This is a genomic window from Wolbachia endosymbiont of Protocalliphora sialia (assembly GCF_053891855.1).
Window position 1 is genome coordinate 1 of sequence record NZ_JAIUJX010000007.1, and the last position, 23,557, is coordinate 23,557.

Consider the following 23,557-nt stretch of genomic DNA (forward strand, 5'->3'; position numbering starts at 1 on the left):
AGAGTTTCTTTTTGGTTTTACAGATTTCGTCTGTTCAGGCTTTCAAAAAATTAAGGTGTAAGTTAATATATTCAGAGTATTTCAATCTGTGTTTTTTATGTATAGTTGGTTTGTAGGACAGTTCATTTGTAGGTGACTTATAGTTTGCAAGAAGCAATTTTTGTTCATATTGCTCATTAAATTTCTTTATCTTTTCAAAATGTCTTTCATATTGAGTCAATCCATCTTTCCCTTTTTTCTCCATCCTTTTCAAGAATTCCTCTACTGGCTCTCGTTTGGCTAGATTAATTTTGCGTGTAAGCGGAATTTGTTTTTTCAAGCTAATCCAATATGGTAAGCAAACAACTTTCGCATCTTTCGAAAATAGACCTTCTAACTTTTTCACTGCATTGTATAAGTTTGCTGATTCTGGTTTATAATGCCCGCTATTATTGTCTATATAAGTTATTTTACCATTTACCACTTTCATTAAACCAGAACATAAAATCGGCTTACCGCCTGCAAGAGTTGAATGACGATAAGCCCATTCGCTTTTGTTAACATTAATATGTTCATGAGTTACTAATTTTCCATCAAGCGTGATAACATAAGCTACACAACCTTTTTTACCCTTACTAATTTTATCAGTTGTATCATATAATTTGCCCTCTAAGTTGTATAACTTAAGTTCCCCATCTTGCTCGCCAATAAATTTTCTTTGATCAAATTGTTCATCAGAGTTAAAATACTTAACCCTTGTATTAGTTCCAGGAATTTTTCTTCCTTCAACTCCAACTTCTGGAAACAAATTATATCGTGGAAAAAAATAAGTAAAATTATTCTCTATCCAATACAGAATCTTATTTATGATACCAAAAACTTTTCTATTACCTAAATCAATAGAGAGTTGCTGTTCCTTTGGTACTGCTAGATGATTGGACTTTGTACCAGACTTGCCAAATTCTTTGGCAGCATATTTAAACTTTTCTAGTAAATATTCCTTACGTTCTTTTGATATTGACATTTTTACCTCACTCACTATTATTTTATCCTATATTATTTTAGACAAAAAGTCAATCTTTCTTAAGATATTAAGAAAAGAAAAAGCAGCAGCAAAATAGCTAAACTGACTTAGATTTATCGACAATTTGAAAAATCATCATTCCGCTACTTGTTAGCGAAATCTATGTTCGCACAGTTAGTTATCGCTATTTACCCAACAAACTTATGCTAAGCTGTGCTGCCACTAATTTTGCAACCAGTACTCTATAAGGCGAGCATGACACATAATCAACCCCTGATTTGATGAAAAACTCTATGGACTGTGGATTCGCTCCATGCTCTCCACATATACCAAGTTTAATTTCTTTTCTGGTTTTTTTGCCCCTTTCGATAGCTATTCTGATTAATTCCCCTACCCCTTCGACATCTAGCACCTCAAAGGGATCGTTTTTGAATATGTTGCTTTCCTTATAAGAATCGAGGAAATTAACTGAATCATCTCGTGAAAGTCCCATAGTTGTTTGTGTTAAATCATTAGTGCCAAAACTAAAAAATTCTGCGTGTTTTGCGAGTTTGTCAGCAATAAGTGCTGCTCTTGGCAGTTCTATCATCGTTCCAATTGAATAGTTCACATCGAAATTTTCGGCTTCTTTCTTTATTAACTCGCATATCAGAATAAACTCTTTCTCACTCATGATAAAAGGAATCATGATTTCAGGTTTCACTTCTATCTTCTTTTCTTTCCTTAATTCACTTGCAGCACTGAGTATTGCCCTAATTTGCATGCCATATATTTCAGGATGAGAAATAGCAAGTCTACAACCTCGATGGCCAAGCATTGGATTTTTTTCTGATAACTGTGCTATTTTATTTTTTACTGATTCAACTGACTTATTCAGTGATCTGGCGATTTTTTCTATAATGGATTGATCATGAGGTAAAAACTCATGTAGAGGTGGATCAAGTAATCTTATAGTGACTTCCTTGCCCTCCATAATAGAAAACATTTCTTTGAAATCAGACTTTTGCATTTCTTCGAGTTTATTTAATGCATTTGCCCTTTCATTTTCATCATCAGCTATTATCAATTTTTGAATGAATTCGATTCTATCACTAGCAAAAAACATATGTTCTGTGCGACATAATCCTATACCTTCTGCACCGAATTCTTTTGCAATTTTTGCATCTTTTGGAGTATCAGCGTTCGCTCTCACCTTCACTGTTTTGACTTTATCTACCCAGTTAATTATCGTTTTAAACTTTTGAGATAATTCAGGCAAAATTGTAGGGAGAATACCAAGCATAACCTCTCCTGTTCCTCCGTCGATGGTGATTGGTTCACCTTTATTTACTTTTATATCCCCCATAAAAAGAAATTTTTCATCTTTATCAATATAAAGTCCACTTAGACTACAAATACATGGTTTACCCATTCCACGAGTTACAACAGCGGCATGGGAGGTCATACCTCCTCGCGCTGTTACTATTCCACTTGCAGCATTCATTCCATTAATATCTTCAGGGCTCGTCTCTGATCTTACCAAAATTACTTTTTTACCCTGCTCTGCAGCTTTTTCAGCATCACTTGCACTGAATACTACATATCCAGAAGCAACACCTGGAGAAGCTGGCAGTCCTTTGCCTATTACTTCTTGATCGATTTTAACATCAAGAACTGGATGCAATAAATTGTCAAAAGTTTTTGGATCAATTCTCAATATTCCTTCCTCTTTTGTAATCACTCCTTCGTTTACCATATCAACTATTATGCTAATAGCAGCTTCGGCTGTGCGCTTGCCAGACCTAGTCTGCAAAATCCATAACTTACCGTCCTGTACAGTAAATTCGATATCCTGCATGTCCTTATTATGCCTTTCAAGTTTTTCACATACCGCGCATAATTCTCGGTAGACACTTGGTAGCAACTTCTCCATGGTACTTTCTTGCTCCCCGTCAATTGGCATAGGAGTATAAACACCAGAAACCACATCCTCACCCTGAGCATTAACTAAAAACTCACCAAAAAGCTTTTTTTCTCCAGTTGAAGGATTCCTTGTAAATATCACACCAGTTGCTGAATTATCATTCAGATTACCAAAAACCATTGCTTGCACGTTGACCGCTGTTCCAAGGTTTTCAGGAATATTATGTATTCTTCTATAGGAAACAGCCCTATCATTTTTCCAAGAGGCAAATACTGCATTAACTGAGTTTAACAATTGCTCTTCAACGTTCTGCGGGAAATTTTTTCCTACTTTCTCACATACTATCTCTTTAAAATCATTAACAATTTTCTTTAAAACATTAACATCAAGATCAGCTAAGCTTTTTGCTCCACTCTTTTGCTGCTCATTATCAATAACATCTTGAAATAGGTGATGATCAAGCTGTAGTACAACATTGGAGTACATCATGATGAAACGGCAGTAGCTATCGTAAGCAAAACGTTCGCCACTTTTTTTTGCAAGACCAACAACGGTTGCATCATTTAGACCAACATTTAAAATAGTATCAAGCATGCCCGGCATTGAACTAACACTACCAGAGCGTATGGAAACTAATAAGGGATTATTTAAATCCCCAAATTTACAACCGATGTCATTTTCGAGCATCTTCATGTAGTTTTTTATCTCGTTACGTAGATCACAAGACAATTCATTATCTTGACAATAGGCCTGACAAACAGCAGTGGAAATTGTAAAACCATGTGGAACAGGAATGCCAATGTTACACATCTCTGCCAGATTTGCTCCCTTCCCTCCTAGTAGATTTCTCATTGCTGCATTACCTTCACAGTTGCTTTGGCTAAAGTAATATATTAACTTTTCTTGCATTTTTTTCGGATTTTCACTAATATACATACTATTCTAATAAATTTGTCAGGCAGGAGTAATAAATTTTGTAAAATTCAGCAGAGCTAATACATTAAATAGTCCCTTTTCCTTTCATTCCAGTACTCTTTTCTGTCATCTCAATGACCTCTATGATATCATTCCAGCGCATGACGCTGGAATCCAGTTCGTCCATAATCTCAACAAAAACGTTGTGTTTTAGCATAATTTTGTGCTCAATATGCTTATTTATAGTAAAGACTTCTGGATTCCAGCATCAAGTGCTGGAATGACACCGTCATACCTGTTGGAGTATGAATGTAGCCTTATCTCACACTCCTGTCATCCCAGTGCCCAAACACTGGGATCCAGAAGACTGATCAAGTAATAAGAACTAGTCACGCGCTGGCTCTCTTAAATTACTTTAGCTATAAGTGTTAAGAAATTTACCAATCAAAAAAAGGCAAAAGAATCCACATGGTGCTGATTTTATTACTGTAATTGATAATGTGCTAACGCTTAAACGAAGCGTGTTTAGGCTGAATAGAAAAAATAAAAAAGGCATGCAGCCGCCATAATTTCGCCAATAAATACAAGATTTGTCAAGAAGCTTCTATTAAATGAAAGTTATGAAAAAATCTATTGCAAGTCTTTTAATATTCTGTTACGAGCTGGAACAAATAAAAATTATTATGTTTGGATTAGAGAATAAGAAATTTCTGATTACTGGTGCATCAGGCGGAATAGGCCAGGCAATTGTAGAAATTATGCATAAGGCCAGAGCAACTTTATGTATTTCTAGTACAAAAAAAGAAATACTCGAAGAAGTTGCTAAAAAATATGAAAAAAACATTCACGTACTTCCTTGCAACTTATCAAATCCTGAAGAGGTAAATCAACTAATAAATAAAGCAAGTGAGTTGATGAAAGGCTTTGATGGACTCATATGCAATGCAGGAATTACACAAGACAGCTTATTGTTGAGAATGACAGATGAAGCATGGCAAAAGGTGATTGACATTAATTTGACCTCCACATTTAAGCTAAATAGAGAAGCATGCAAGAAATTCATTAAAAATAATTGGGGAAGAATCATAAATATTTCCTCAATAGTAGGATTGACAGGAAATGCCGGGCAAGCAAATTATGCAGCTTCTAAAGCTGGGATAATAGCCATGAGTAAATCTATAGCAAAAGAAGTTGCAAGTCGTAATGTAACAGTAAATTGTATTGCTCCTGGATTTATAGATACTAAAATGACTGAAGTTTTAAATGAAGGACAAAAGGAAAAAATATTAGATAACATCCCAATGAAAAGAATGGGAACAGGAAAAGAAATAGCAGCAGGAGTATTGTTTTTAGCAAGCGATGAGGCAAAATATATAACGGGACATGTGCTTAACATCAATGGTGGGCTATTTATGTAGCAACACTTATTTATGGACAAATTATAAGTTTTACTTTAAAATAAGTATATATATAAATTTATTTTCGCGTTAGTTTATTACTTGGAGGCAAAAGAATGAGCTATATAATAAAAAAATTTTTTAATGCTTTATGTATAGTGCTGTTTCTCTCTTTTTCAGATTACGCAAATGCTGCTAATGATATAGATGATACAACTGCCCAAGTAATATGCAATATTATTGGTTATATTTGGGGAATAGGTGGGCCACTTATGACTGTAGTCATAATAGGTGCAGCTTTGCTTGCAATATTTGGTAGAATGCCATGGCCAGCTCTCTTTGCCTTAGGTATGTTTTGTGGTGTATTTTTTGGTGCCAAAACGATTATAACGAAAATTATACCCAATATAAGCGATGAAGTAAGAGAGACGTTGAATAAGTGTGGGGAAAGATAACCTAAAAATAAGTGTGTTTTTGTGTGTATTGTTCCTTCATATCCTCAATTTGCAGCAAGCAAGAGCTATCTTTCGGTAAAGTTTTAATAGCTAACTCAGCGTATTTCATAAATTTCTCTAAATTACCTTCAATACAAGCCTTTTTCGTCAAAGCAAAATAATACATTGCCATATCAGCGCTACGTTTATATGCAATACTTAAATACTTCCAGACAAAGGCGTTATTTGTTTCTACGCTTGCAACCTGCTCTAGGTAAAAAATTGCCTTCTCTATTTCACCGTGTAATAATAAAGTATGAGATAACGCAAGTTTCACTAAATAGTTATTCTTCTCAGATAAATATCTAAGTGATTCTTCATACATTTTTATTGCTTCACTTAAATTTCCAGCTTTGTATAACATCTCCGCTTTTAATTCATATAAATAAGGATCATTGCGTGACTCTTGAATCAATGAATTAACTTTAGTAATAGCCTCTTCTATCTTTCCTTGCCTATAGTGAATTACAGCATTTACATACTTAGAACTACCTTCATATTTATTAGATAACACATGAATAGGAGCAAAGAAAGAGTCTAGCTTTGCAACCATACGCTCAAACTTCAGCAATTTATCTGCAAGGATTGGTTTTATATTGTTTTTAACCTTATAATTCTGTACAGCAAATATACGCTTATCACTAAGTGGGTGAGTGCGGAAATACTCTTCAGTGTTTTCATGCTCAATACTCTTAAAATAGTCAAAAATCTCTTTCATACCCAAATTATCATAGCCAGATTCATCTAGGTATCTTAAAGCATAGCTATCTGCTACACTCTCTTGCTCTTGAGAATAGTTAAAAAACAACCTTGAACTAAGCGTTACACCACTAAGCAAGATTGCACTCGCAACCTGAGGGTTAATGACAATACTAGAAACTAATCCTACCATATAACTAATCATTGCTATTGATTGAAAATAACCTACAGCACTACTCATTTGTAATACATGACCAGCAGATATATGAGCAATTTCATGTGCTAATATACCAAGTAAGACATAAGGTTCAGTCGAATATTGTAAAAGCCCTAAATGAATGAAAATGCTATTATTGTTAATTACAAAAGCATTAATCGATCTATCATCAACTATAAAAACTTTTATTTTATCATTATCAATACCCGCAGCAGAAAATAAAGGTTGCGCTAGATCCTTAACTACCGCTTCCACTTCACTATCTCTAATAATACTAACAGAGTAAGCGCTATTACAGTATACGAAAAAAAATAGTAAAACAAAAAGCTTAGACATGGAAATTCCTTGTTTGTATAACTTTGAGGAATTTTATATTTTAACACTTAAACTATACGAATCTATAAACGCTAGTTTAAATTTTGAACGTAACTGATAAGTTTATCAATGGTAGTTAACTTAATATTATGTTGTTCAGCAAATTCAAGCAACTGGGGTAAGCGCATCATAGATCCATCATCATTCACTAATTCACAAATAACTGCAGAATGATTACATCCCACTAACTTAGCTATCTCAACACTTGCTTCAGTATGACCAGCACGTTGCTCTACTCCACTCTCATGTGCAATCACAGGAAAAATATGACCGGGAGTTATAATGTCATCCTGAGTTCTATTTGTATCAATAGCAACATGTATAGTTTTTGTTCTATCCTCAGCTGAAACACCCGTAGTAATACCATAACGTGCATCAATTGATGTAGTAAAAGCAGTATGATTTTCACCAATATTTTTTCTTTCCATGAAACTAAGGCCTAACCTTTTCATGTGAACTTTAGTCATTGCTAAACAAACAATCCCTGTACCGTATCTAACCATAAAAGCCACATGTTCTGGCTCTAATTTCTCAGCTAATACAATCAGATCACCTTCATTCTCTCTGTTTTCATCGTCAACTAAAATGAATAATTTACCAGAACTAGCATCCCTCAATACATCTTCCACAGAAGAAATACCGGGTAGACTAATTGAAGGATAAGTTACTTGTACCATGATTTACTTAAACTCAATCTTAACTATTTTATACAATTTCTCTCCATTTGGCACTATCACTTCCACATACTCACCAACTTTTTTGCCAATTAAAGCACTACCGAGTGGTGAATCCGTAGAGATCAACTGCTTTGAAGCATCAGCTTCATATCCACCTACAATCTTATAAACATATTCAATTTCACTGTTATCATCATTTAACATGCTTACCGTAACAGTTGCACCAAATATTACTGAATCACCAAACAAATCTTTCACTTCTATTACTTCTGCATGCGAAAGCTTATTTTCTAACTCGATTATACGACCTTCAATAAAACCTAATCTTTCCCGCGCAGCATGATACTCTGCATTCTCTGATAAATCACCTTGATCACGCGCATCAGAAATAGCTTGTATGATAGAAGGTTTTTCTTCCTTTAATTTCTCAAGTTCGACTTGCATACTCTCAAAACCTTCCCTTGTAATAGGGAACTTGTTAACAATGGATGAAGTCATAATCACCGCCTAAACGCAATTAAATTGAGTGACAAAATCACTCACAATACCAACAATATCATCTTTTATATCATCATTCATGTCACCTGACAACTTTTTTAAAACTCCAGGGTGAACAGTTTGAAAATAATTGATAAGATCACACTCGAACCTATTGATGTTGCTCACCTGTACCTTACTTAATTGACTATACAGATTAGAAAAGATATACATAAGCAATACTTGTTCTTCTATTGACATAGGTGAATGCTGTTTTTGCTTTAATAATTCAATAAGGTATTTACCTTTGTTTAAGGACAATTGAACAGTAGCATCAAGATCAGAACCAAATTTAGCAAAGTCTTCCAGTTCTCTATATTGGGCCAAACTCAGCTTTATAGAACCAGCAACTTTTTTCACAGATTTCAATTGTGCAGCAGAGCCAACCCGAGAAACCGATAAACCTATATTCACTGCAGGGCGAAATCCTTTGTGAAACAATTCAGACTCAAGAAAAATTTGTCCATCGGTAATTGAAATCACATTAGTTGGCACATATGCAGATACATCACCAGCCTGAGTCTCAATAATCGGCAAAGCAGTCAAAGATCCCTGTCCTTTTTCATCAGACATTTTGGCAGCTCTTTCAAGCAAGCGAGAGTGTACATAGAATATATCTCCAGGATAAGCTTCACGACCAGGAGGACGTCTGAGCAATAAGGACATCTGCCTATATGCCACAGCATGCTTAGATAAATCATCATATACCACCAAGCAATGCATTCCATTATCACGGAAAAATTCTCCAATAGTGCAACCGGTATAAGGTGCTAAAAATTGCATAGGCGCGCAGTCAGATGCACTAGCCACAACTACGGTTGTATACTCTAATGCTCCACTTTCTTTTAGCTTATTCACCACTTTTGCTACCGTCGAAATTTTTTGTCCAATAGCAACATAAACACAGTAAATTTTTTGATTTTCGTTTACCTCATCATTAATCTTCTTCTGATTGATAATAGTATCAATCGCAATAGTGGTTTTACCAATTTGTCTATCACCAATAATTAATTCACGTTGCCCTCTACCTATAGGAATCAACAAATCTATAATTTTAATTCCTGTCTGCAGAGGTTCATGCACAGATTTACGGTCAATAATACCTGGCGCTTTAGATTCTATATACATTTTGTTCTTGGCTCTAATTTCTCCGCCATCGTCTATAGGATCGCCTAATGCATTTACAACTCTCCCTAATAATTCATGACCTACAGGCACCTGTACAACGTCGCCACTACATTTTACAACGTCCCCTTCTTTTACATCACGGTCATTGCCAAGCACAACTATTCCAGCTGTATCATGATCTAAATCAAGAACTATTCCTTCTACACCGCTTGCAAAAGATACCTTTTCACCAAACTTTGCTTTTTCTAGCCCATAGACCAATGTGATACCATCCGTTACTGAAATTACTTCACCTATATTTTCTCGTTTTATAGGATTATCAAATGTCTCAACCTTCTCTTTTATTATGTTTACTACTTCAGAGGCATTTATGCTATTCTTCATATACAATTCCTTATTTTCAACATTTCCATTTTACTCAAATCAACCAATCTATCCAAATAACTCTTAAGCGAAGCATCAATCAAGTTAAAACCATACCTAACTACGAAGCCACCTAGTATAGAAGGATCAACCACATTACTGACTTTTATTATTTTACCAAGAAAGTTCAAAGATTCAGTAATTATTTTTATATCAGGTTTCTTTAAAACCTCTGCTGATTTTATAGTAATTTCCAATTCGTTTTCACTTTCCCTTACAAGATTTAAGAATTTTTCTAATATAAGGATTAATAAACGGGAGCGCTTGTTTGCAAGTGTAACCATAATAAATTTGACTAAGTTTTCACTCAAGTTCTCATTTATAGAAAGTATCGCTTCTTTTTTGTGCACAAGAGAAACCATAGGATGAGATAGGTACACAAAAACATCACTTTGATCTTTAAAAAAAGCTAACAAAAATTCTACTTCTTTTCTTATAATACCTAATCTGCTTCCTGAGACATGAAACAGTGCTCTAGCATAAGATGAAACTAAATTATTGTTTTTCATATTAAATTACCTATTCTAGTAAATCTAAGTTATTTAAGCTACCATTCCTCAATCCAAGCATTTTTTATATAAATAGGCCTTCTCTTTAAGGAAAGAAAACATAAATCATATCTGACTGAATAATCTAAAAAATTAAGATTTTTACTTAAGAAATATTTAGAAGAATTTATAATAGACTGACACTGAAAATGAGATATCGGTACTTCTTTTCCAAATAAACTTGTTTTAACTTCTATAAAAATCAGCTCCCTTTTTTTAGATACAATTAAGTCAATTTCACCCAACTTACAACGGAAGCGACGTTTTATAACATTATAGAATTTCAGCTTTAAATATATCGAAACTAACAATTCTCCAAAGTAACCTACAAAATAGCGTAACCTATTTACCATAAAAAGAATGATTAGCTTTGTGTAACCACTTTGCTTCCTTTTTTATTTTTACTATAAATCTCACCTTTTGCTGAAATATCTCTATCAACTAGCTCTATCACTGCCATTGGAGCGCAATCACCCTTTCGAGTACCAAATTTTATTATTCTAGAATATCCACCTTTACGGTCTTGATAACGATTAGCTAGAACGCTTAATAACTTATCAACTACTAACTTACTATTATGAAGACGTGAAAGCAAAAGCCTCCTACCATGTAAAGAATCGTTATTCTTAGCAATTGTAATAAACTTTTCCACATATGGACGAAGTGCTTTAGCCTTTGGTAAAGTAGTTACAATCTGCTCATGATTAATTAACGAGATAGATAGATTCTTTAACATTGATAACCTATGCTCGGTACAACGAGACAATTTACTTTTTTTTACTCCATGTTTCATACACTACCTAATCCTCCTCAGTATGTTGTTTAGCTAGTTCATCTATATCTTTAGGTGGCCAATTTGGTATATTCATACCCAAAGACAAGCCTAAACTCCTTAAAACTTCCTTAATTTCATTTAAAGACTTTCTGCCAAAATTAGCAGTCCTTAATAATTCACTCTCTGTCTTCGATACAAGATCACCTATATAAACAATATTTTCATTTTTCAGGCAGTTGTGAGACCTAACAGATAATTCCAGTTCCTCTACTTTACGCAATAAAACAGGATCATACCCCAAACCTTTAGCATCACCAGATAAAGAAACCCTCGATCTTTTATCACTTATACTAGAAGTAACAAAAGGCCGCAATTGCTCCTGTAATATTCTTGCAGCATAGTCAATAGCTTGACTTGGAGAGATTGTACCATCAGTTTCAATTGACAATATCAGCTTATCTTTATCAGTAACTTGACCAACACGACTATTCTCTACCTTATACGAAACCCTCTCGACAGGACTATATAAAGCATTAATCGGAATAAAGCCAATTAAATCTTGTTCATTCATAAACTTTAAAAATTCATTTTCTTTATATTTATTTACAGAAAGATAACCTTTTCCACTACCAACATATATAGTAACGTTAAGCTCCACATCTTGACCTAGTGTACATATCACCAAATCTTTATTAACAATAGAGCATTGGTCATCAGTTTCTATCATTCCAGCTAATACTTGACAAGGCCCTTTAGCGCTCAAATTTAAGCACTTATTAGACGTGTTATTTAGCTTACATCTCAACATGCCCATATTTAATGCTATATCAGTTATGTCTTCCCTAACTCCTTGGATCGAAGTAAATTCATGATTCACGCCTTCAATTTTTATTCCATAAACAGCACTACCGCGAAGAGAAGACAACATTACACGCCTTAATGCATGACCCAACGTTAAAGCAAAACCACTTTCCAAAGGTTCTAGAACTATATCACTTTTTTTACTTGAATCACCTGATATTACCTTAATCGCATTAGGCTTAGTTAATCTATCTAAATTTCCACAGAAAGAAACACTATCACTATAATACATACAAAAACCTTCCAAATATCCTATACTCTTCTTTTTTTCCTTAATCTACACCCATTATGAGGTATCGCCGTTTTATCTGCAATTGAAGTGACAGTCAATCCACAATTCCGAAGTGCTTTAACTGCAGCTTCTGCACCAAAACCAGGACCACGAATTATTACAGAAACAACCTTCATACCAAATCTCTCTATTACTTTCTTCGCAGCAGAATCGGCAACCTTACCTGCAGCATAAGGTGTGGATTTTCTCGAACCAGAAAAACCACATGCACCAACAGAAGTCTGGTAAAGCGTATTACCACAAACATCAGTCACATTTACAAAAGTATTATTAAAAGTTGCACGAATATGGACAATACCAGTAATAAACCTTTTTGTATTCTTACCAACCGTTTTAACTTTTTTCATAAAAACTCACGATAATAACAAATTTTATTTTTTCCCAGCAATAGGCAATTTAGATCTGCCTTTACGAGTTTTAGCATTAGTATGGGTTCTTTGTCCCCTCACAGGCAAACCTTTTCTATGCCTTAATCCTCTATAGCAACCGATTTCCATTAAAGATTTTATATCCATAGCCACTTTTTTTCTGAGCTCACCCTCTATGACATATTTTTGCCTAATAAAACTACTAATTTTCTCTATATCTTCATCTTGTAATTCTGAAACACGCTTACGCTCATCAATTTTACAGCTACGACAAATTATATTCGCAGTAGTAATACCTATACCATGTATATAAGTTAATGCAAAAGGAATACACTTCTTCACTGGAACATTTATGCCTGCAATACGTGCCACTAATACCTCGATACTTTATTAATAATAACTCTTAATTTATACCATAAAACAACTTATAGTCAAATCAAATTACAAGAAATTTTACTTTCAATCTCTTGCATTACTCTATCAACACTCAAATTAGCATTAATTGTTAACAACTTGCCCTTATAATACTCGCGCAAACCCTTCATCTGAAAATGATATTCTCTTATCCTCTTATTAATTGCAAGCATATTAGCATCATCAATTCTCTTCTCCAATCTCGTACTTTTACATTTAGCACAAGTAGTATTTTTAAAAGAAGATATACTATATATACTTTTACAATCCAAACAAGTAAGACGATCTTTTAATCTATCAATTGCAATATTATCGTCAAGCTGCAACTCAATTACAAGATCAACATCCCTATTACATCTTTTTTGCAAAACTTGAGTTAAAAAATGAGCTTGATTTAAATTTCTTGGAAAACCATCTAACAAAAAATCACCATCTATTAATGCAAGCTGGTCACACAATAATTTACATATAACTTCATCTTGAATTAAATTACCAGATTCAACAGTATCCTTTATTTCTTTACCTAATTTACTCCCACTAGATATAATATTCCTTAATAAATCTCCTACTGAAACTAATTTAAAATTATACTTTGCTATTAACAAACTGGACTGAGTACCCTTACCAGAGCCAGGAGGACCAAAAATTGTAATAATCACTTTAGTCTCCTTGTTTTAGACTCATATTTCTTTATCCAACTATCGTACCTATTTGAAAAAACATAAGATTGTACTTGCATAATAGTATCAGTAATAACGTTAACTATAATCAGCAAGCTCGTCCCACCAAAAATAAATGGTATATCATAATGATACCTCATAATTTCAGGTATAGTACATATTACCACCAAATACGCAGACCCAATAAATGTTAATTTAAAAACTATATCTTGAAGATAATCAGAAGTATGTTTTCCAGGCCCTCTACCAGGAATAAAACCACCATTTTTCCTAAGAAAATCAGCATTTTCCTCTGGATTAAATATAAAATTGGTATAGAAAAAATTAAAAAGTACTATGAGTATTAAGTAAGTTATAATGTACATCACTTTATTTGCCATAAAGTAGTTTAAAATAAAATCAGCAATGGAATGACCTTTATAGAAATTTGCAATTGAAATAGGCGTTAATAAAATTGCGTTAGCAAAAATAGTTGGTATTACACCAGATAAATTGATCTTCAATGGAATGTAAGTAAAATCATCATTATGTAATTTTTTAAACTGTTTTTTGGGATATTGAACAATTACCTTTCTATAAGAAGATTCTATAAAAATGACTAAAAGGAGCAGTAAAAAAAACAATGCTATAACAAAAAGGGTAATGAAAAACGACATACTACCATTTTTATTTAATGTTAGCAGAGATGATAAAGCATTATGTAATTCAGATGTTATGCCAGTAAAAATGATTAATGAGATACCATTGCCTATACCGCTCACACTGATCCGCTCACCAAGCCATATTAAAAATATAGTTCCACCTAAAAGGCTAAAGACACCTATAGTACGAAACATAATACCAGGTTCAACTACAACTAATACCCCTTCTCTATTCATTCTTTCTAACCCTATTAAGATCGTAATTGATTGAAAGATACAAAACACTATAGTCATATAGCGTATATAAGAGTTCATCTTTCGACGTCCCAACTCTCCGTCATTTTTAATTTCATTGATTCCTTTAACGGCAGAAGACAATAATTGCATAACTATGGATGCAACTATGTATGGCATAACGTTTAACGCCAAGATCGTCATTCTAGCTAAAGCGCCACCAGAAAATAAATTAAATACTCCAAAAATACCAGAACTCTCTTTTGGAAATATATCATTGATTATATCAAGATTAATTCCAGGAATAGGAACATAAGTGCCTAAACGATAACAAACTAAAGCCACCAGCGTAAAAAATATGCGCTTTAGTAAATCAGTTTTATATAATAACGTAGAATCCAAACTATCAAATGCAAATTTACTGTTCATAATTCATGATAGTATTTCTACACTACCACCAACTGAAGCTACAGATCTTTTTGCAGCTTCTGATGCAAAATCAACATGAAACACAAATTTCTCGCTTAATTTACCCTTATTAAGAAGTTTGATTTTACTTTTTACAGATCTGATAAAACCTAATTTATGCAGTAGCTCCTTATCTATTATAGAATCCTTGACTATTTTTTTAGCTTCCATTAAGCACTGTACATCACCAACATTAAATATAGAGTATAAGTTTTTGCGTATAGGCTTAAAACCTCTTTTAGGTAAACGAGTATATATAGACTGCTGTCCACCTTCAAAACCATTTATAGAAACGCCACTTCTCGCTTTTTGCCCTTTATGCCCCCTACCAGATGTTTTACCTTTACCACAACCAATACCTCTACCTAATAATTTAGGCTTCTTTTTCTTAGATAATTTGGTAAACACAGAATTTAATTTTACAGCATCATTCATACTTTACCTATTTCCAACTATCTCACTAATCTTTTTACCCCTCTTACCTGCCACTTGGCGAGGAGATAACATAACATCAAAAGCCTTAAATACTGCACATATAATATTATGGGGATCATTTGATCTAGTAGACTTAGCTACCACATCCTTTATACCTAATACCTCAAAAACCGACCTCATTGCTCCACCAGCAATAATACCTGTTCCAGTTCTTGCAGCTCTTAAAACTATCTCACCAGAACAAAATTTAGCTTTAATATCATGATGTAAAGTTCTACCTTCACGTAAGTACACCCTAATCATCGACTTCTTTGCAGCATTTACAGCTTTCACTCTTGCTTCAGCAACCTCTGCGTGTTTACCTATTCCACATCCTACCCTACCCTTACCATCACCAACAACAACCAAAGTTGAAAATGAAAATCTTCTACCACCTTTAGTAACCGTTGTTACCCTTCGCACTGAAACCAAAAGTTCTGATAAATCATTATTATTTTGTAAATTCTTTACAGCCATATTTAAAACCTTCTAAAATTTAAATCCAGAGCTTCTTAAAGCCTCAGCAAATTGAGAAATCAATCCTGTATACTTATATGCTCCCCGATCAAAGACGAACCGCTGCTGCAATTTTGTACTAGGCAGACGCCCAATCAATAAAGAAGAAACCTGTTTTATAGTTTCAGCATTGACCCTACCTTTACATACATTCCTAATTTTATCATCCAAAGTAGAAGCAGAAGCTAGGGTTGTTCCTTTTGCATCGTTAATCAACTGAACGTAAAAATGTTTATTAGACTTAAATATGGATATACGTAAACGCCCAGCGCTCTTATCGAGCTTCGCTCTATTACGAAGTTTCCTTTTTTCATAGCTACTTAAAAAATTATACAATCTTTTCATTTTAATTACTTCTTTTTATTTACAACCTTACGCAGCATAAATTTGCCTTTTATTACAATACCCTTACCTTTATAAGGATCATATTTTCTAATTTTGCATATATCAGAAGCCACCATATAGACTTTTTGCTTATCCATACCGCGAATCACTAAATGAGTTGGCTTTATACACTTAATCTCAACGTCTTTAGGCACTTTATACTTAATATTATGACTATAACCAAGATATAAAGTCAAATACTTATCATCACATTCTGCTTTATACCCCACACCATTAATCTCAAGATCAACAGAAAAATCATTAACCATACCGTTAATCATGTTATTAATATTACTTCTATAAGTGCCCCATATAGATTTTATTTTATCATAATCATCCCTGCCTTGATCAACAGAAAGTAACAATTGATTATCAACTATCTGACACAGAATGCCACTACACAAGTTCAGCTCTTTTTCTGCCCTAACACTTCTTATTAATACCCTACCATCATTATATTCAACTGAAAGATCAGCAGGAATATTGATAGGTGCGGCACCTATACGAGACATACATTTCTCCTATCATTTAAAATACACGACACAAAACTTCTCCACCAACTTTTAATCTACGTGCATTATAATCGGTCATCACTCCTTTCGGCGTAGATATAATAAAAATTCCAAGACCATTATATGCTTTAGAAATGTCCTTACACTTAGAATAATAACGACAACCGGGCTTTGATACCCTAGCTATATCATTAATCACAGGTGATTTATTATAATACTTCAACTGCACAACAAGCGAAGGGACACTATCACTCTCTTGCTTTTTATAATTAAGAATATACCCTTCCTCTTTTAAGATCTTCAATATAGAAGAATTCACTTTAGAGAATAGGACCCTTGTTTCCCTATGCATTGCCAATTGAGCATTACGTATTCTTGTTAAAAAATCACCAATACTATCAGATAACGACACTATTACACTCCTTATATCACATTTACCAACTAGATTTTGTAACTCCTGGAACTTGTCCAAAAGAACACAAATCACGTAAAACAATCCTACATAAACCAAATTTTCTATATACTGCTCTCGGCCTACCAGTTAAAGCGCATCTATTCCTAATTCTGATTTTAGAAGAATCTCTAGGCAATTTTTTAATCAGCTTACTTTGAGCTGCAAACCTTTTTGCAATAGATAAATCCTTATTATTCATTATAGATTTTAATTCTTCCCTTCTCTCCCTATACTGATCGCATAACTTTATTCTACGAAGATTCTTCTGTATCATGGATTTTTTTGCCATATATATTTTCTCTCAATTATCAAAAAAAGGGAATTTAAGAGCCAGTAATAATTCCTTTGCTTCCTTATCACTAACTGCACTTGTTATAATATTAATATCCATACCTCTAATTTTACTTATTTTATCATAGTCTATTTCTAAAAATGATATATGCTCCTTGATACCAAAGGAAAAATTACCATGACCATCAAATTGCTTCACACTAAACCCTCTAAAATCTTTTTCCCTTGGCAAAGCAATATATATTAATCTTTCTAAGAATTCATACATTTTATTTCTACGCAAAGTCACTTTACAACCTACAGTTGCACCTTTTCTAATTTTGAAACCAGAAATAGATTTTTTTGCAAAGGTTAACACAGGCTTTTGCCCAGCAATCAAATGTAGATTATCAAATGGCTCATTTATCGCTTTATTGTCCGTAGCAGCATCTCCAACGCCCATATTGATACACACCTTGACAAGTTTAGGCACTTGCATTACATTGCCGTAATTAAACTTATCCTTTAAGGATTTTACTATATTATCTTTATACAATTGTTTAAACATATCAACCTAATCTATCACTTCTCCAGAAACTTTTGCAAAACGCACTTTTCTACCATCTATAATCTTAAATCCTACTTTAGTTGGAGTTTTACACTTAGGATCCAATATTGCAACATTGGATACATCAATAGCTAACTCTTTATTCAATATACCACCACCACTACCAGCTCTTGGTTTAGTATGTCTCTTACACACATTTACGCCAGAAACAACTACTTTCTTTTTAGCATCACGTATTATAACTTTGATTACCTTACCAATTTTTCTCTTATCTTTACCAGTTAAAACTATAATATCATCACCACTTTTTATTTTAGCACTCATTATAAAACCTCATCAGCTAATGACATTATTTTCATAAAAGAACCAGATAACAACTTTTTTACTGGACCAAACACCCGAGTGCCAAGTGGTTCACCTTGATCATTAATTAAAACCACAGCATTGCTAGAAAAACGAATTACAGAACCATCAGATTTCTTAACACTATTTTTTACTCTAACAACAACTGCTTTATATACTTTTCCTTTTTCAACTTTACCTTTTGGGTTAATAGACTTAGTAGATATAATAATCGTATCACCTACAGATGCAGATTTCCTACCACCTAACAAGCCAATACAAAGCACTGCACACGCACCAGAATTATCAGCTACTTCTAACAATGTATTTTTTTGAATCATATAAATACCTATTCCTTTTTAGCTATTGATAACAACCCATTTTTTAGTAACAGAAATAGGCTTATGTTCCTGTATTAAAACCCTATCTCCCTTTTTGCAACTATTATTCTCATCATGTGCTGTATACTTCTTGTATTTTTTAATAACTTTTTTATACAGCCTATCCTTATACACTTGTAACACCGAAACCTTTACAGTCTTATCAGAGTCAGCCTTAGTTACGACACCACAAAAAACCTTCTTAGGCATTTTTTCCCTCTCTCTTTCTTCTATTTAATACAGTTAGACTACGAGCTATGCTCTTTCTTATTAAGCTAAAACGCGAAAAATTGTTGCACTGGCCCAGTTTTTTTTGAAAAGCCAAATTAACAAATTCTTTCCTCAAGCTCAAAAGAATTTCATGCAATTCTTTTGAGGCTTTTGATTCAATTTCAACTATATCCATTGCAACTCCATTCAATTATGATTAGATATAAATTTACATTTCATAGGAAGCTTGGCAGTCGCTTTTTCAAGCGCCAACCTTGCTAAAGGCATGGGAACATCACTGCTAATTTCAAACAAAATCCTACCTGGCTTAGCTTTAAATACCCAAAATTCAACACTACCTTTCCCTTTACCCATACGCACATCTGCCGGCTTCTTACTAACCGGAGTATCAGGAAAAATTCTTATCCACACTTTACCAGAGCGTTTTAACGTTCTAGATATTATACGCCTTGCAGTTTCAATATGCTTAGACTGAATCTTACCTGCTTCCAAAGCTTTTAAGCCATAATCGCCAAAAGATAGTGTACTACCACCCTTCGCATTACCCTTAATTCTCCCCTTAAATGCCTTTTTATATTTACTCTTTTTGGGAACAAACATTTCAATACACCTTAACTACCAATATAAACCCAAACTTTAACTCCTATAATACCACATATAGTTTTTGCTTTACAAAAAGCATAATCTATATTAGCACGCAAAGTGTGTAAAGGCAAGCGACCTTCTTTGTACCATTCAGTACGAGCTATTTCAGCTCCGCCAAGACGCCCAGAGCAACTTACTTTAATACCCTTAGCACCCATCTTCAAACAATTTTGAATAGCTTTTTTCATCGCTCTTCTACATGAAATCCTTTTTTCTAGCTGATGTGTAATACTCTTTGATATTAAAGCTGCATCTATTTCAGACTTTTTAACTCCTACTACATTCACTTCAACGCTACTTTCTACTTTTTTAGCTATTTTTTGCTTTATCTTGTCAACATCCGAACCTTTCTTACCTATCATAACTCCAGGCTTAGAAGAATGTATTATTACAGACGTTAAATTAACTGTACGCTCTATAATTACTTTAGAAATACCAGCATGCTTAAAGGATTCATTTATATAGCTGCGAATAAATAGATCGTGATGTAATTTCTGTTTATAATCGTCTGTAGCACACCAAATAGAATCCCAGGTATTACTATTTACTTGCAATCTAAATACTTTAGGATTAACCTTCTGTCCCATATTTTTACACTTTCCTTATTAATTTTCCATTTCTATAAATTATACAATTTCTTTCAATTTTATAGTTATATTGCTATAAAATTTACTCATTCTATTAGCCTTACCCATAGCTTTTGGATATACTCTACGCAAAGTAAGAGACTTGCCTATTAAAATTTCCTTTATATATAAATTATCAATGTTCAATCCATAATTATTTTGAGCATTAGCAATTGCAGAATTCAACACCTTCATTATAAAACCAGCAGCTTTTTTTTTACAAAATCTTAATTGTACACTAGCAAAAGAAACTTTTTTATTACGTACTAAACCAGCAACCAAATTCAATTTGCGAGGAGTTGATCTTAAAACCCTAGAACCAGCCTCAACTATTATATCCCTACTTTTCATATCAATTACCTATCTTCTTGTTGCCTTTTTATCACCACCGTGCCCAGTAAATTTACGAGTAGGTGAAAATTCACCAAATTTATGACCTATCATATTCTGGTTATCAACACTAACAGGAATGTAATCTTTACCATTATAAACAGCAAACTTTAAACCCAAACAATTAGGAAGAATTACAGAAGCCCTGGAATGAATTTTTATCACCTTATTAATAGAACCCTCTTTTAAAGCTCTCTGAACTAATCTTATTACAGATGGGTGTAAAAAAGGTGGTTTCCATACAGATCTACTCATAAATTAACCTTTCAATTTTTTTATATACTTATCACTAGATTTATTTTTTTTCCTAGTTTTCTTTCCTTTTGTTGCAATACCCCAAGGAGTAACAGGATGACGACCACCAGAAGTTTTTCCCTCTCCACCTCCATGAGGGTGGTCAATCGGATTCATTGCAACTCCACGCACAGCAGGTCTAATTCCAAGCCACCTACTTCTTCCAGCCTTACCCAGCTTTCTATTCTTATGATCAAGATTAGACACTACACCAATAGTAGCTTTACAAGAAGATAAAATCAACCTAACTTGACCAGATCTAAGCCGCAATAAAACATATTGACCATCACGACCAACAATTTGCGCACAACAACCCGCAGCTCTAGCAATTACAGCACCACCACCTGGCTTTAATTCAACGTTATGAACAAAAGAACCAACAGGTATATATTTCAACAACAAACAATTACCTGGCAGAATATCAGCATCATCTCCAGCTGTCACAATATCACCAGGCTTCATACCTTGAGGAGCTAATATATAAGATTTAATATCATCTTTCTTATATGATATTAATGCTAAAAACCCACTTCTATTTGGATCATACTCTATTTTCTCAACTATACCCTGATCACTTCTATTACGTTTAAAATCTATAACTCTATACTTCTTCTTGTGACCACCACCCCTGTGACGAATTGTAATTCTACCATAATTATTTCTTCCACCACTGGATTTCTTACCAAATACAAGAGACTTCTCCGGCTTATCTTTTGATAAATCAATTTTACTTATTAATATAGTCCCACGAGAAGACGGAGTAACAGGATTAAAAAATTTCATACCCATATTAAACGCTCATTATATCTAATTTTTGACCATCTATCAAAGAAAAATAAACCTTTTTTCTCTGTTTTTTACAACCAACCACACCCCTGAAACGTCTATATTTAGGTTTAACTCTAATAACATTTATAGAAGAAATTCTGACATTAAATAAAGACTCTATTGCCGATTTTATTTGACACTTATTTACATTTACAAAAACATACAAAGAGTATTTATTAAACTTCTCTCTTAAAAGAGAAGCCTTTTCTGTGATTACAGGAGATTTTATTATATCATTATATTTAATCATAACAATCTACCTTCAAGATGCTTTAAAGTGTCTTTTGTTAACATCACACATTCATGATTCAATATATCAAAAACATTTAACCCAATAGGTTTGATTAAATCTACATAATGCAAATTTTTAGCAGCACGTAACAAATCATCTCCATAATCACCAACTATTAAAAAAGAAGAAAATTTAAAATTTTTAATATATTCACACATTTTAGATGTTTTCTTCACATCAACATTTAAACTATCAAGAACAATAACTTGATTATTTAAATATTTTAGAGATAAAGCAATTTTCAAACCAAATTTACGTACTTTTTTATTAAGAGAATAAGCATGACTCCTCACAACAGGACCAAAAATAATTCCACCACCTCTAAACTGAGGAGATCGCAAGCTCCCCTGTCTCGCCCTACCGGTACGTTTTTGACCATACGGCTTAGCTGTTGTACCAGAAACATCACTGATACCCTTTGTTTTATGAGCACCAACTCTTCTCTTTGCTAATTGCCATCTCACTATATCATGCAAAATACTCAATTTTTGCTTGGCAGAAAATATCAAGGGATTAAGCTCAACACTACCTACATTATTATTAGATAGATCAACTAATTCACATTCCATAACTAACTCACCAAATTATTAGCATCATCACTCGTATTCAACAGCAGACCTACTGGAAAAGGAACATCTTTATGTAAAGGCTTTTTAACTGCATCTCTCACAAAAACATAAGAGTTTTTAAATCCAGGAACATTATTACCCTTTACAGCAATTATGCTATTTTCATAATCAATGGATAATATTTTCATATTCTGTACAGTTACTCTGCTATTACCTAAATGACCAGCCATCTTCTTCCCCTTGAATACTCTACCAGGATCTTGACATTGACCAGTAGAACCTTGCGATCTATGAGCAATAGAAACACCATGAGATGCCCTAAGCCCACTGAAGTTATGCCGCTTCATCACACCAGCAAACCCTTTACCTAAAGAATAACCCGTAATATCAAGATATTGACCAACTACAAAATGATTAACCCCCACCTTTTTACCACATTCTATTCCTAATAGATCAATTAATCTACTTTCGTATAATTTACATTTACTATTTATACCCTTTTTCTTTAAATATTCCAACTGAGGTTTTGCTATTTTTTTTAAATCCCCCGTACCTAAAATGACTGAATTGTAGCCACATTTATCTTGTCCTTTTATATCGATAATACAAGTTTCGCTGAGATGCAGTAAAGTTACAGCCATGCGACTATTATCAAAATACATAGCAGTATGGCCAACATTAGTCATTAATAAACCAACTCTCCTAAGCGAATTTATTCTCTTCATTTTCTTTT

At 33.5% G+C, this 23,557-nt stretch carries 35 protein-coding genes and 1 pseudogene; 2 read left to right on the forward strand and 34 right to left on the reverse strand.

Annotated features, from left to right (window positions below; genetic code table 11):
* Positions 1-40: 40 nt before the first annotated feature.
* The 3 genes and pseudogenes from LB100_RS03730 to LB100_RS03740 all read right to left on the reverse strand — a co-directional run.
* A pseudogene (locus LB100_RS03730) lies at positions 41-1,003 on the reverse strand (hypothetical protein); the annotation flags it as partial.
* A gap of 184 nt (positions 1,004-1,187) precedes the next feature.
* Entirely contained in the window at positions 1,188-3,842 is a 2,655-nt protein-coding gene (ppdK, locus tag LB100_RS03735) for a pyruvate, phosphate dikinase (protein ID WP_456201493.1), read from the reverse strand.
* Between the two features lie 64 nt (positions 3,843-3,906).
* A complete protein-coding gene (locus LB100_RS03740) occupies positions 3,907-4,038 on the reverse strand; it encodes a hypothetical protein (RefSeq protein WP_456201494.1) in 132 nt (43 codons plus the stop codon).
* 466 nt (positions 4,039-4,504) lie between these two features.
* Between LB100_RS03740 and fabG the strand changes: the two genes are divergently transcribed.
* A complete protein-coding gene (gene fabG, locus LB100_RS03745) occupies positions 4,505-5,239 on the forward strand; it encodes a 3-oxoacyl-[acyl-carrier-protein] reductase (RefSeq protein ID WP_264719984.1) in 735 nt (244 codons plus the stop codon).
* Positions 5,240-5,334: 95 nt separating this feature from the next.
* Positions 5,335-5,673 carry a TrbC/VirB2 family protein gene (locus LB100_RS03750; protein WP_143689115.1) on the forward strand — a complete coding sequence of 113 codons (339 nt, stop codon included), beginning with the start codon at positions 5,335-5,337 and terminating at the stop codon, positions 5,671-5,673.
* 1 nt (position 5,674) lies between these two features.
* On the opposite strand, the gene LB100_RS03755 is transcribed toward LB100_RS03750, so the two are convergent.
* The 31 genes from LB100_RS03755 to rplC all read right to left on the reverse strand — a co-directional run bounded on the left by LB100_RS03755 (position 5,675) and on the right by rplC (position 23,549).
* Entirely contained in the window at positions 5,675-6,964 is a 1,290-nt protein-coding gene (locus LB100_RS03755) for a M48 family metalloprotease (protein WP_063631059.1), read from the reverse strand.
* Between the two features lie 71 nt (positions 6,965-7,035).
* Positions 7,036-7,680, reverse strand: coding sequence for a 3,4-dihydroxy-2-butanone-4-phosphate synthase (ribB, locus tag LB100_RS03760; protein ID WP_456201495.1), 645 nt, complete (start codon positions 7,678-7,680; stop codon positions 7,036-7,038).
* Between the two features lie 3 nt (positions 7,681-7,683).
* Entirely contained in the window at positions 7,684-8,178 is a 495-nt protein-coding gene (greA, locus tag LB100_RS03765) for a transcription elongation factor GreA (RefSeq protein ID WP_143689117.1), read from the reverse strand.
* 9 nt (positions 8,179-8,187) lie between these two features.
* Positions 8,188-9,729 carry a F0F1 ATP synthase subunit alpha gene (gene atpA / locus LB100_RS03770; protein WP_264719981.1) on the reverse strand — a complete coding sequence of 514 codons (1,542 nt, stop codon included), beginning with the start codon at positions 9,727-9,729 and terminating at the stop codon, positions 8,188-8,190.
* Positions 9,726-10,277 carry an ATP synthase F1 subunit delta gene (gene atpH / locus LB100_RS03775; RefSeq protein WP_264719980.1) on the reverse strand — a complete coding sequence of 184 codons (552 nt, stop codon included), beginning with the start codon at positions 10,275-10,277 and terminating at the stop codon, positions 9,726-9,728. The genes atpA and atpH overlap by 4 nt, the downstream gene beginning before the upstream one ends.
* Positions 10,278-10,315: 38 nt before the next feature.
* On the reverse strand, positions 10,316-10,669 hold the full coding sequence (locus LB100_RS03780; RefSeq protein WP_456201496.1) for a YraN family protein: 354 nt from the start codon (positions 10,667-10,669) through the stop codon (positions 10,316-10,318).
* An 11-nt stretch (positions 10,670-10,680) separates the two neighbouring features.
* A complete protein-coding gene (rplQ, locus tag LB100_RS03785; RefSeq protein WP_143689121.1) occupies positions 10,681-11,109 on the reverse strand; it encodes a 50S ribosomal protein L17 in 429 nt (142 codons plus the stop codon).
* A gap of 7 nt (positions 11,110-11,116) precedes the next feature.
* On the reverse strand, positions 11,117-12,184 hold the full coding sequence (locus LB100_RS03790; RefSeq protein ID WP_264719979.1) for a DNA-directed RNA polymerase subunit alpha: 1,068 nt from the start codon (positions 12,182-12,184) through the stop codon (positions 11,117-11,119).
* A gap of 20 nt (positions 12,185-12,204) precedes the next feature.
* On the reverse strand, positions 12,205-12,591 hold the full coding sequence (gene rpsK / locus LB100_RS03795; protein ID WP_006012273.1) for a 30S ribosomal protein S11: 387 nt from the start codon (positions 12,589-12,591) through the stop codon (positions 12,205-12,207).
* A 24-nt stretch (positions 12,592-12,615) separates the two neighbouring features.
* Entirely contained in the window at positions 12,616-12,984 is a 369-nt protein-coding gene (gene rpsM, locus LB100_RS03800) for a 30S ribosomal protein S13 (RefSeq protein WP_006012270.1), read from the reverse strand.
* Positions 12,985-13,043: 59 nt separating this feature from the next.
* Positions 13,044-13,685, reverse strand: coding sequence for an adenylate kinase family protein (locus LB100_RS03805; RefSeq protein WP_264330572.1), 642 nt, complete (start codon positions 13,683-13,685; stop codon positions 13,044-13,046).
* Positions 13,682-15,010 (reverse strand): preprotein translocase subunit SecY, encoded by a 1,329-nt coding sequence (secY, locus tag LB100_RS03810; protein WP_456201497.1) that lies wholly within the window; start codon positions 15,008-15,010, stop codon positions 13,682-13,684. The genes LB100_RS03805 and secY overlap by 4 nt, the downstream gene beginning before the upstream one ends.
* Positions 15,011-15,013: 3 nt before the next feature.
* A complete protein-coding gene (rplO, locus tag LB100_RS03815; protein ID WP_006012263.1) occupies positions 15,014-15,484 on the reverse strand; it encodes a 50S ribosomal protein L15 in 471 nt (156 codons plus the stop codon).
* Positions 15,485-15,487: 3 nt separating this feature from the next.
* Positions 15,488-16,000 (reverse strand): 30S ribosomal protein S5, encoded by a 513-nt coding sequence (rpsE, locus tag LB100_RS03820; RefSeq protein WP_010404712.1) that lies wholly within the window; start codon positions 15,998-16,000, stop codon positions 15,488-15,490.
* A 12-nt stretch (positions 16,001-16,012) separates the two neighbouring features.
* Positions 16,013-16,384: a 50S ribosomal protein L18 gene (gene rplR, locus LB100_RS03825; protein ID WP_456201498.1), complete on the reverse strand. Its 372-nt coding sequence runs from the start codon at positions 16,382-16,384 to the stop codon at positions 16,013-16,015.
* Positions 16,385-16,389: 5 nt separating this feature from the next.
* Positions 16,390-16,935, reverse strand: a complete 546-nt coding sequence (rplF, locus tag LB100_RS03830) for a 50S ribosomal protein L6 (RefSeq protein ID WP_010404706.1) — start codon at positions 16,933-16,935, stop codon at positions 16,390-16,392.
* A 16-nt stretch (positions 16,936-16,951) separates the two neighbouring features.
* Positions 16,952-17,347, reverse strand: a complete 396-nt coding sequence (gene rpsH / locus LB100_RS03835; RefSeq protein WP_456201512.1) for a 30S ribosomal protein S8 — start codon at positions 17,345-17,347, stop codon at positions 16,952-16,954.
* A 22-nt stretch (positions 17,348-17,369) separates the two neighbouring features.
* The gene (gene rpsN / locus LB100_RS03840) at positions 17,370-17,678 is read right to left on the reverse strand and encodes a 30S ribosomal protein S14 (RefSeq protein WP_456201499.1); all 309 of its coding nucleotides are present in this window, start codon (positions 17,676-17,678) and stop codon (positions 17,370-17,372) included.
* A 12-nt stretch (positions 17,679-17,690) separates the two neighbouring features.
* A complete protein-coding gene (gene rplE, locus LB100_RS03845) occupies positions 17,691-18,227 on the reverse strand; it encodes a 50S ribosomal protein L5 (RefSeq protein WP_211907859.1) in 537 nt (178 codons plus the stop codon).
* A 6-nt stretch (positions 18,228-18,233) separates the two neighbouring features.
* Positions 18,234-18,551, reverse strand: coding sequence for a 50S ribosomal protein L24 (gene rplX, locus LB100_RS03850; RefSeq protein ID WP_010404700.1), 318 nt, complete (start codon positions 18,549-18,551; stop codon positions 18,234-18,236).
* Complete coding sequence (gene rplN / locus LB100_RS03855) at positions 18,551-18,910, reverse strand: 50S ribosomal protein L14 (protein ID WP_456201500.1); 360 nt, start codon at positions 18,908-18,910, stop codon at positions 18,551-18,553. Before rplN ends, rplX begins: the two co-directional genes overlap by 1 nt.
* An 18-nt stretch (positions 18,911-18,928) precedes the next feature.
* Positions 18,929-19,159 (reverse strand): 30S ribosomal protein S17, encoded by a 231-nt coding sequence (gene rpsQ, locus LB100_RS03860; RefSeq protein WP_264336940.1) that lies wholly within the window; start codon positions 19,157-19,159, stop codon positions 18,929-18,931.
* Positions 19,152-19,355 carry a 50S ribosomal protein L29 gene (gene rpmC / locus LB100_RS03865; protein WP_264336939.1) on the reverse strand — a complete coding sequence of 68 codons (204 nt, stop codon included), beginning with the start codon at positions 19,353-19,355 and terminating at the stop codon, positions 19,152-19,154. Before rpmC ends, rpsQ begins: the two co-directional genes overlap by 8 nt.
* Before the next feature lie 11 nt (positions 19,356-19,366).
* Positions 19,367-19,780: a 50S ribosomal protein L16 gene (gene rplP / locus LB100_RS03870; protein WP_264336938.1), complete on the reverse strand. Its 414-nt coding sequence runs from the start codon at positions 19,778-19,780 to the stop codon at positions 19,367-19,369.
* A gap of 11 nt (positions 19,781-19,791) precedes the next feature.
* Positions 19,792-20,412 (reverse strand): 30S ribosomal protein S3, encoded by a 621-nt coding sequence (gene rpsC / locus LB100_RS03875; RefSeq protein ID WP_456201501.1) that lies wholly within the window; start codon positions 20,410-20,412, stop codon positions 19,792-19,794.
* A 39-nt stretch (positions 20,413-20,451) separates the two neighbouring features.
* On the reverse strand, positions 20,452-20,802 hold the full coding sequence (gene rplV, locus LB100_RS03880; RefSeq protein WP_264719972.1) for a 50S ribosomal protein L22: 351 nt from the start codon (positions 20,800-20,802) through the stop codon (positions 20,452-20,454).
* A gap of 9 nt (positions 20,803-20,811) precedes the next feature.
* Positions 20,812-21,096, reverse strand: a complete 285-nt coding sequence (gene rpsS, locus LB100_RS03885; RefSeq protein WP_456201502.1) for a 30S ribosomal protein S19 — start codon at positions 21,094-21,096, stop codon at positions 20,812-20,814.
* 3 nt (positions 21,097-21,099) lie between these two features.
* Positions 21,100-21,924, reverse strand: coding sequence for a 50S ribosomal protein L2 (rplB, locus tag LB100_RS03890; RefSeq protein WP_456201503.1), 825 nt, complete (start codon positions 21,922-21,924; stop codon positions 21,100-21,102).
* A gap of 1 nt (position 21,925) precedes the next feature.
* On the reverse strand, positions 21,926-22,213 hold the full coding sequence (locus LB100_RS03895; RefSeq protein WP_456201504.1) for a 50S ribosomal protein L23: 288 nt from the start codon (positions 22,211-22,213) through the stop codon (positions 21,926-21,928).
* A complete protein-coding gene (gene rplD, locus LB100_RS03900; protein ID WP_006012216.1) occupies positions 22,210-22,824 on the reverse strand; it encodes a 50S ribosomal protein L4 in 615 nt (204 codons plus the stop codon). Before rplD ends, LB100_RS03895 begins: the two co-directional genes overlap by 4 nt.
* Positions 22,825-22,826: 2 nt before the next feature.
* Positions 22,827-23,549, reverse strand: a complete 723-nt coding sequence (rplC, locus tag LB100_RS03905) for a 50S ribosomal protein L3 (RefSeq protein ID WP_264336933.1) — start codon at positions 23,547-23,549, stop codon at positions 22,827-22,829.
* Positions 23,550-23,557: the final 8 nt, after the last annotated feature.

What these genes read in the sequence shown, in the direction of transcription:
- ppdK (WP_456201493.1), bottom strand. Translation starts at nt 3,842, where the DNA reads ATGTATATTAGTGAAAATCCGAAAAAAATGCAAGAAAAGTTAATATAT.
- LB100_RS03740 (WP_456201494.1), bottom strand. Translation starts at nt 4,038, where the DNA reads ATGCTAAAACACAACGTTTTTGTTGAGATTATGGACGAACTGGATTCC.
- fabG (WP_264719984.1), top strand. Translation starts at nt 4,505, where the DNA reads ATGTTTGGATTAGAGAATAAGAAATTTCTGATTACTGGTGCATCAGGC.
- LB100_RS03750 (WP_143689115.1), top strand. Translation starts at nt 5,335, where the DNA reads ATGAGCTATATAATAAAAAAATTTTTTAATGCTTTATGTATAGTGCTG.
- LB100_RS03755 (WP_063631059.1), bottom strand. Translation starts at nt 6,964, where the DNA reads ATGTCTAAGCTTTTTGTTTTACTATTTTTTTTCGTATACTGTAATAGC.
- ribB (WP_456201495.1), bottom strand. Translation starts at nt 7,680, where the DNA reads ATGGTACAAGTAACTTATCCTTCAATTAGTCTACCCGGTATTTCTTCT.
- greA (WP_143689117.1), bottom strand. Translation starts at nt 8,178, where the DNA reads ATGACTTCATCCATTGTTAACAAGTTCCCTATTACAAGGGAAGGTTTT.
- atpA (WP_264719981.1), bottom strand. Translation starts at nt 9,729, where the DNA reads ATGAAGAATAGCATAAATGCCTCTGAAGTAGTAAACATAATAAAAGAG.
- atpH (WP_264719980.1), bottom strand. Translation starts at nt 10,277, where the DNA reads ATGAAAAACAATAATTTAGTTTCATCTTATGCTAGAGCACTGTTTCAT.
- LB100_RS03780 (WP_456201496.1), bottom strand. Translation starts at nt 10,669, where the DNA reads ATGGTAAATAGGTTACGCTATTTTGTAGGTTACTTTGGAGAATTGTTA.
- rplQ (WP_143689121.1), bottom strand. Translation starts at nt 11,109, where the DNA reads ATGAAACATGGAGTAAAAAAAAGTAAATTGTCTCGTTGTACCGAGCAT.
- LB100_RS03790 (WP_264719979.1), bottom strand. Translation starts at nt 12,184, where the DNA reads ATGTATTATAGTGATAGTGTTTCTTTCTGTGGAAATTTAGATAGATTA.
- rpsK (WP_006012273.1), bottom strand. Translation starts at nt 12,591, where the DNA reads ATGAAAAAAGTTAAAACGGTTGGTAAGAATACAAAAAGGTTTATTACT.
- secY (WP_456201497.1), bottom strand. Translation starts at nt 15,010, where the DNA reads ATGAACAGTAAATTTGCATTTGATAGTTTGGATTCTACGTTATTATAT.
- rplO (WP_006012263.1), bottom strand. Translation starts at nt 15,484, where the DNA reads ATGAATGATGCTGTAAAATTAAATTCTGTGTTTACCAAATTATCTAAG.
- rpsE (WP_010404712.1), bottom strand. Translation starts at nt 16,000, where the DNA reads ATGGCTGTAAAGAATTTACAAAATAATAATGATTTATCAGAACTTTTG.
- rplR (WP_456201498.1), bottom strand. Translation starts at nt 16,384, where the DNA reads ATGAAAAGATTGTATAATTTTTTAAGTAGCTATGAAAAAAGGAAACTT.
- rplF (WP_010404706.1), bottom strand. Translation starts at nt 16,935, where the DNA reads ATGTCTCGTATAGGTGCCGCACCTATCAATATTCCTGCTGATCTTTCA.
- rpsN (WP_456201499.1), bottom strand. Translation starts at nt 17,678, where the DNA reads ATGGCAAAAAAATCCATGATACAGAAGAATCTTCGTAGAATAAAGTTA.
- rplE (WP_211907859.1), bottom strand. Translation starts at nt 18,227, where the DNA reads ATGTTTAAACAATTGTATAAAGATAATATAGTAAAATCCTTAAAGGAT.
- rplX (WP_010404700.1), bottom strand. Translation starts at nt 18,551, where the DNA reads ATGAGTGCTAAAATAAAAAGTGGTGATGATATTATAGTTTTAACTGGT.
- rplN (WP_456201500.1), bottom strand. Translation starts at nt 18,910, where the DNA reads ATGATTCAAAAAAATACATTGTTAGAAGTAGCTGATAATTCTGGTGCG.
- rpsQ (WP_264336940.1), bottom strand. Translation starts at nt 19,159, where the DNA reads ATGCCTAAGAAGGTTTTTTGTGGTGTCGTAACTAAGGCTGACTCTGAT.
- rpmC (WP_264336939.1), bottom strand. Translation starts at nt 19,355, where the DNA reads ATGGATATAGTTGAAATTGAATCAAAAGCCTCAAAAGAATTGCATGAA.
- rplP (WP_264336938.1), bottom strand. Translation starts at nt 19,780, where the DNA reads ATGTTTGTTCCCAAAAAGAGTAAATATAAAAAGGCATTTAAGGGGAGA.
- rpsC (WP_456201501.1), bottom strand. Translation starts at nt 20,412, where the DNA reads ATGGGACAGAAGGTTAATCCTAAAGTATTTAGATTGCAAGTAAATAGT.
- rplV (WP_264719972.1), bottom strand. Translation starts at nt 20,802, where the DNA reads ATGAAAAGTAGGGATATAATAGTTGAGGCTGGTTCTAGGGTTTTAAGA.
- rpsS (WP_456201502.1), bottom strand. Translation starts at nt 21,096, where the DNA reads ATGAGTAGATCTGTATGGAAACCACCTTTTTTACACCCATCTGTAATA.
- rplB (WP_456201503.1), bottom strand. Translation starts at nt 21,924, where the DNA reads ATGGGTATGAAATTTTTTAATCCTGTTACTCCGTCTTCTCGTGGGACT.
- LB100_RS03895 (WP_456201504.1), bottom strand. Translation starts at nt 22,213, where the DNA reads ATGATTAAATATAATGATATAATAAAATCTCCTGTAATCACAGAAAAG.
- rplD (WP_006012216.1), bottom strand. Translation starts at nt 22,824, where the DNA reads ATGGAATGTGAATTAGTTGATCTATCTAATAATAATGTAGGTAGTGTT.
- rplC (WP_264336933.1), bottom strand. Translation starts at nt 23,549, where the DNA reads ATGAAGAGAATAAATTCGCTTAGGAGAGTTGGTTTATTAATGACTAAT.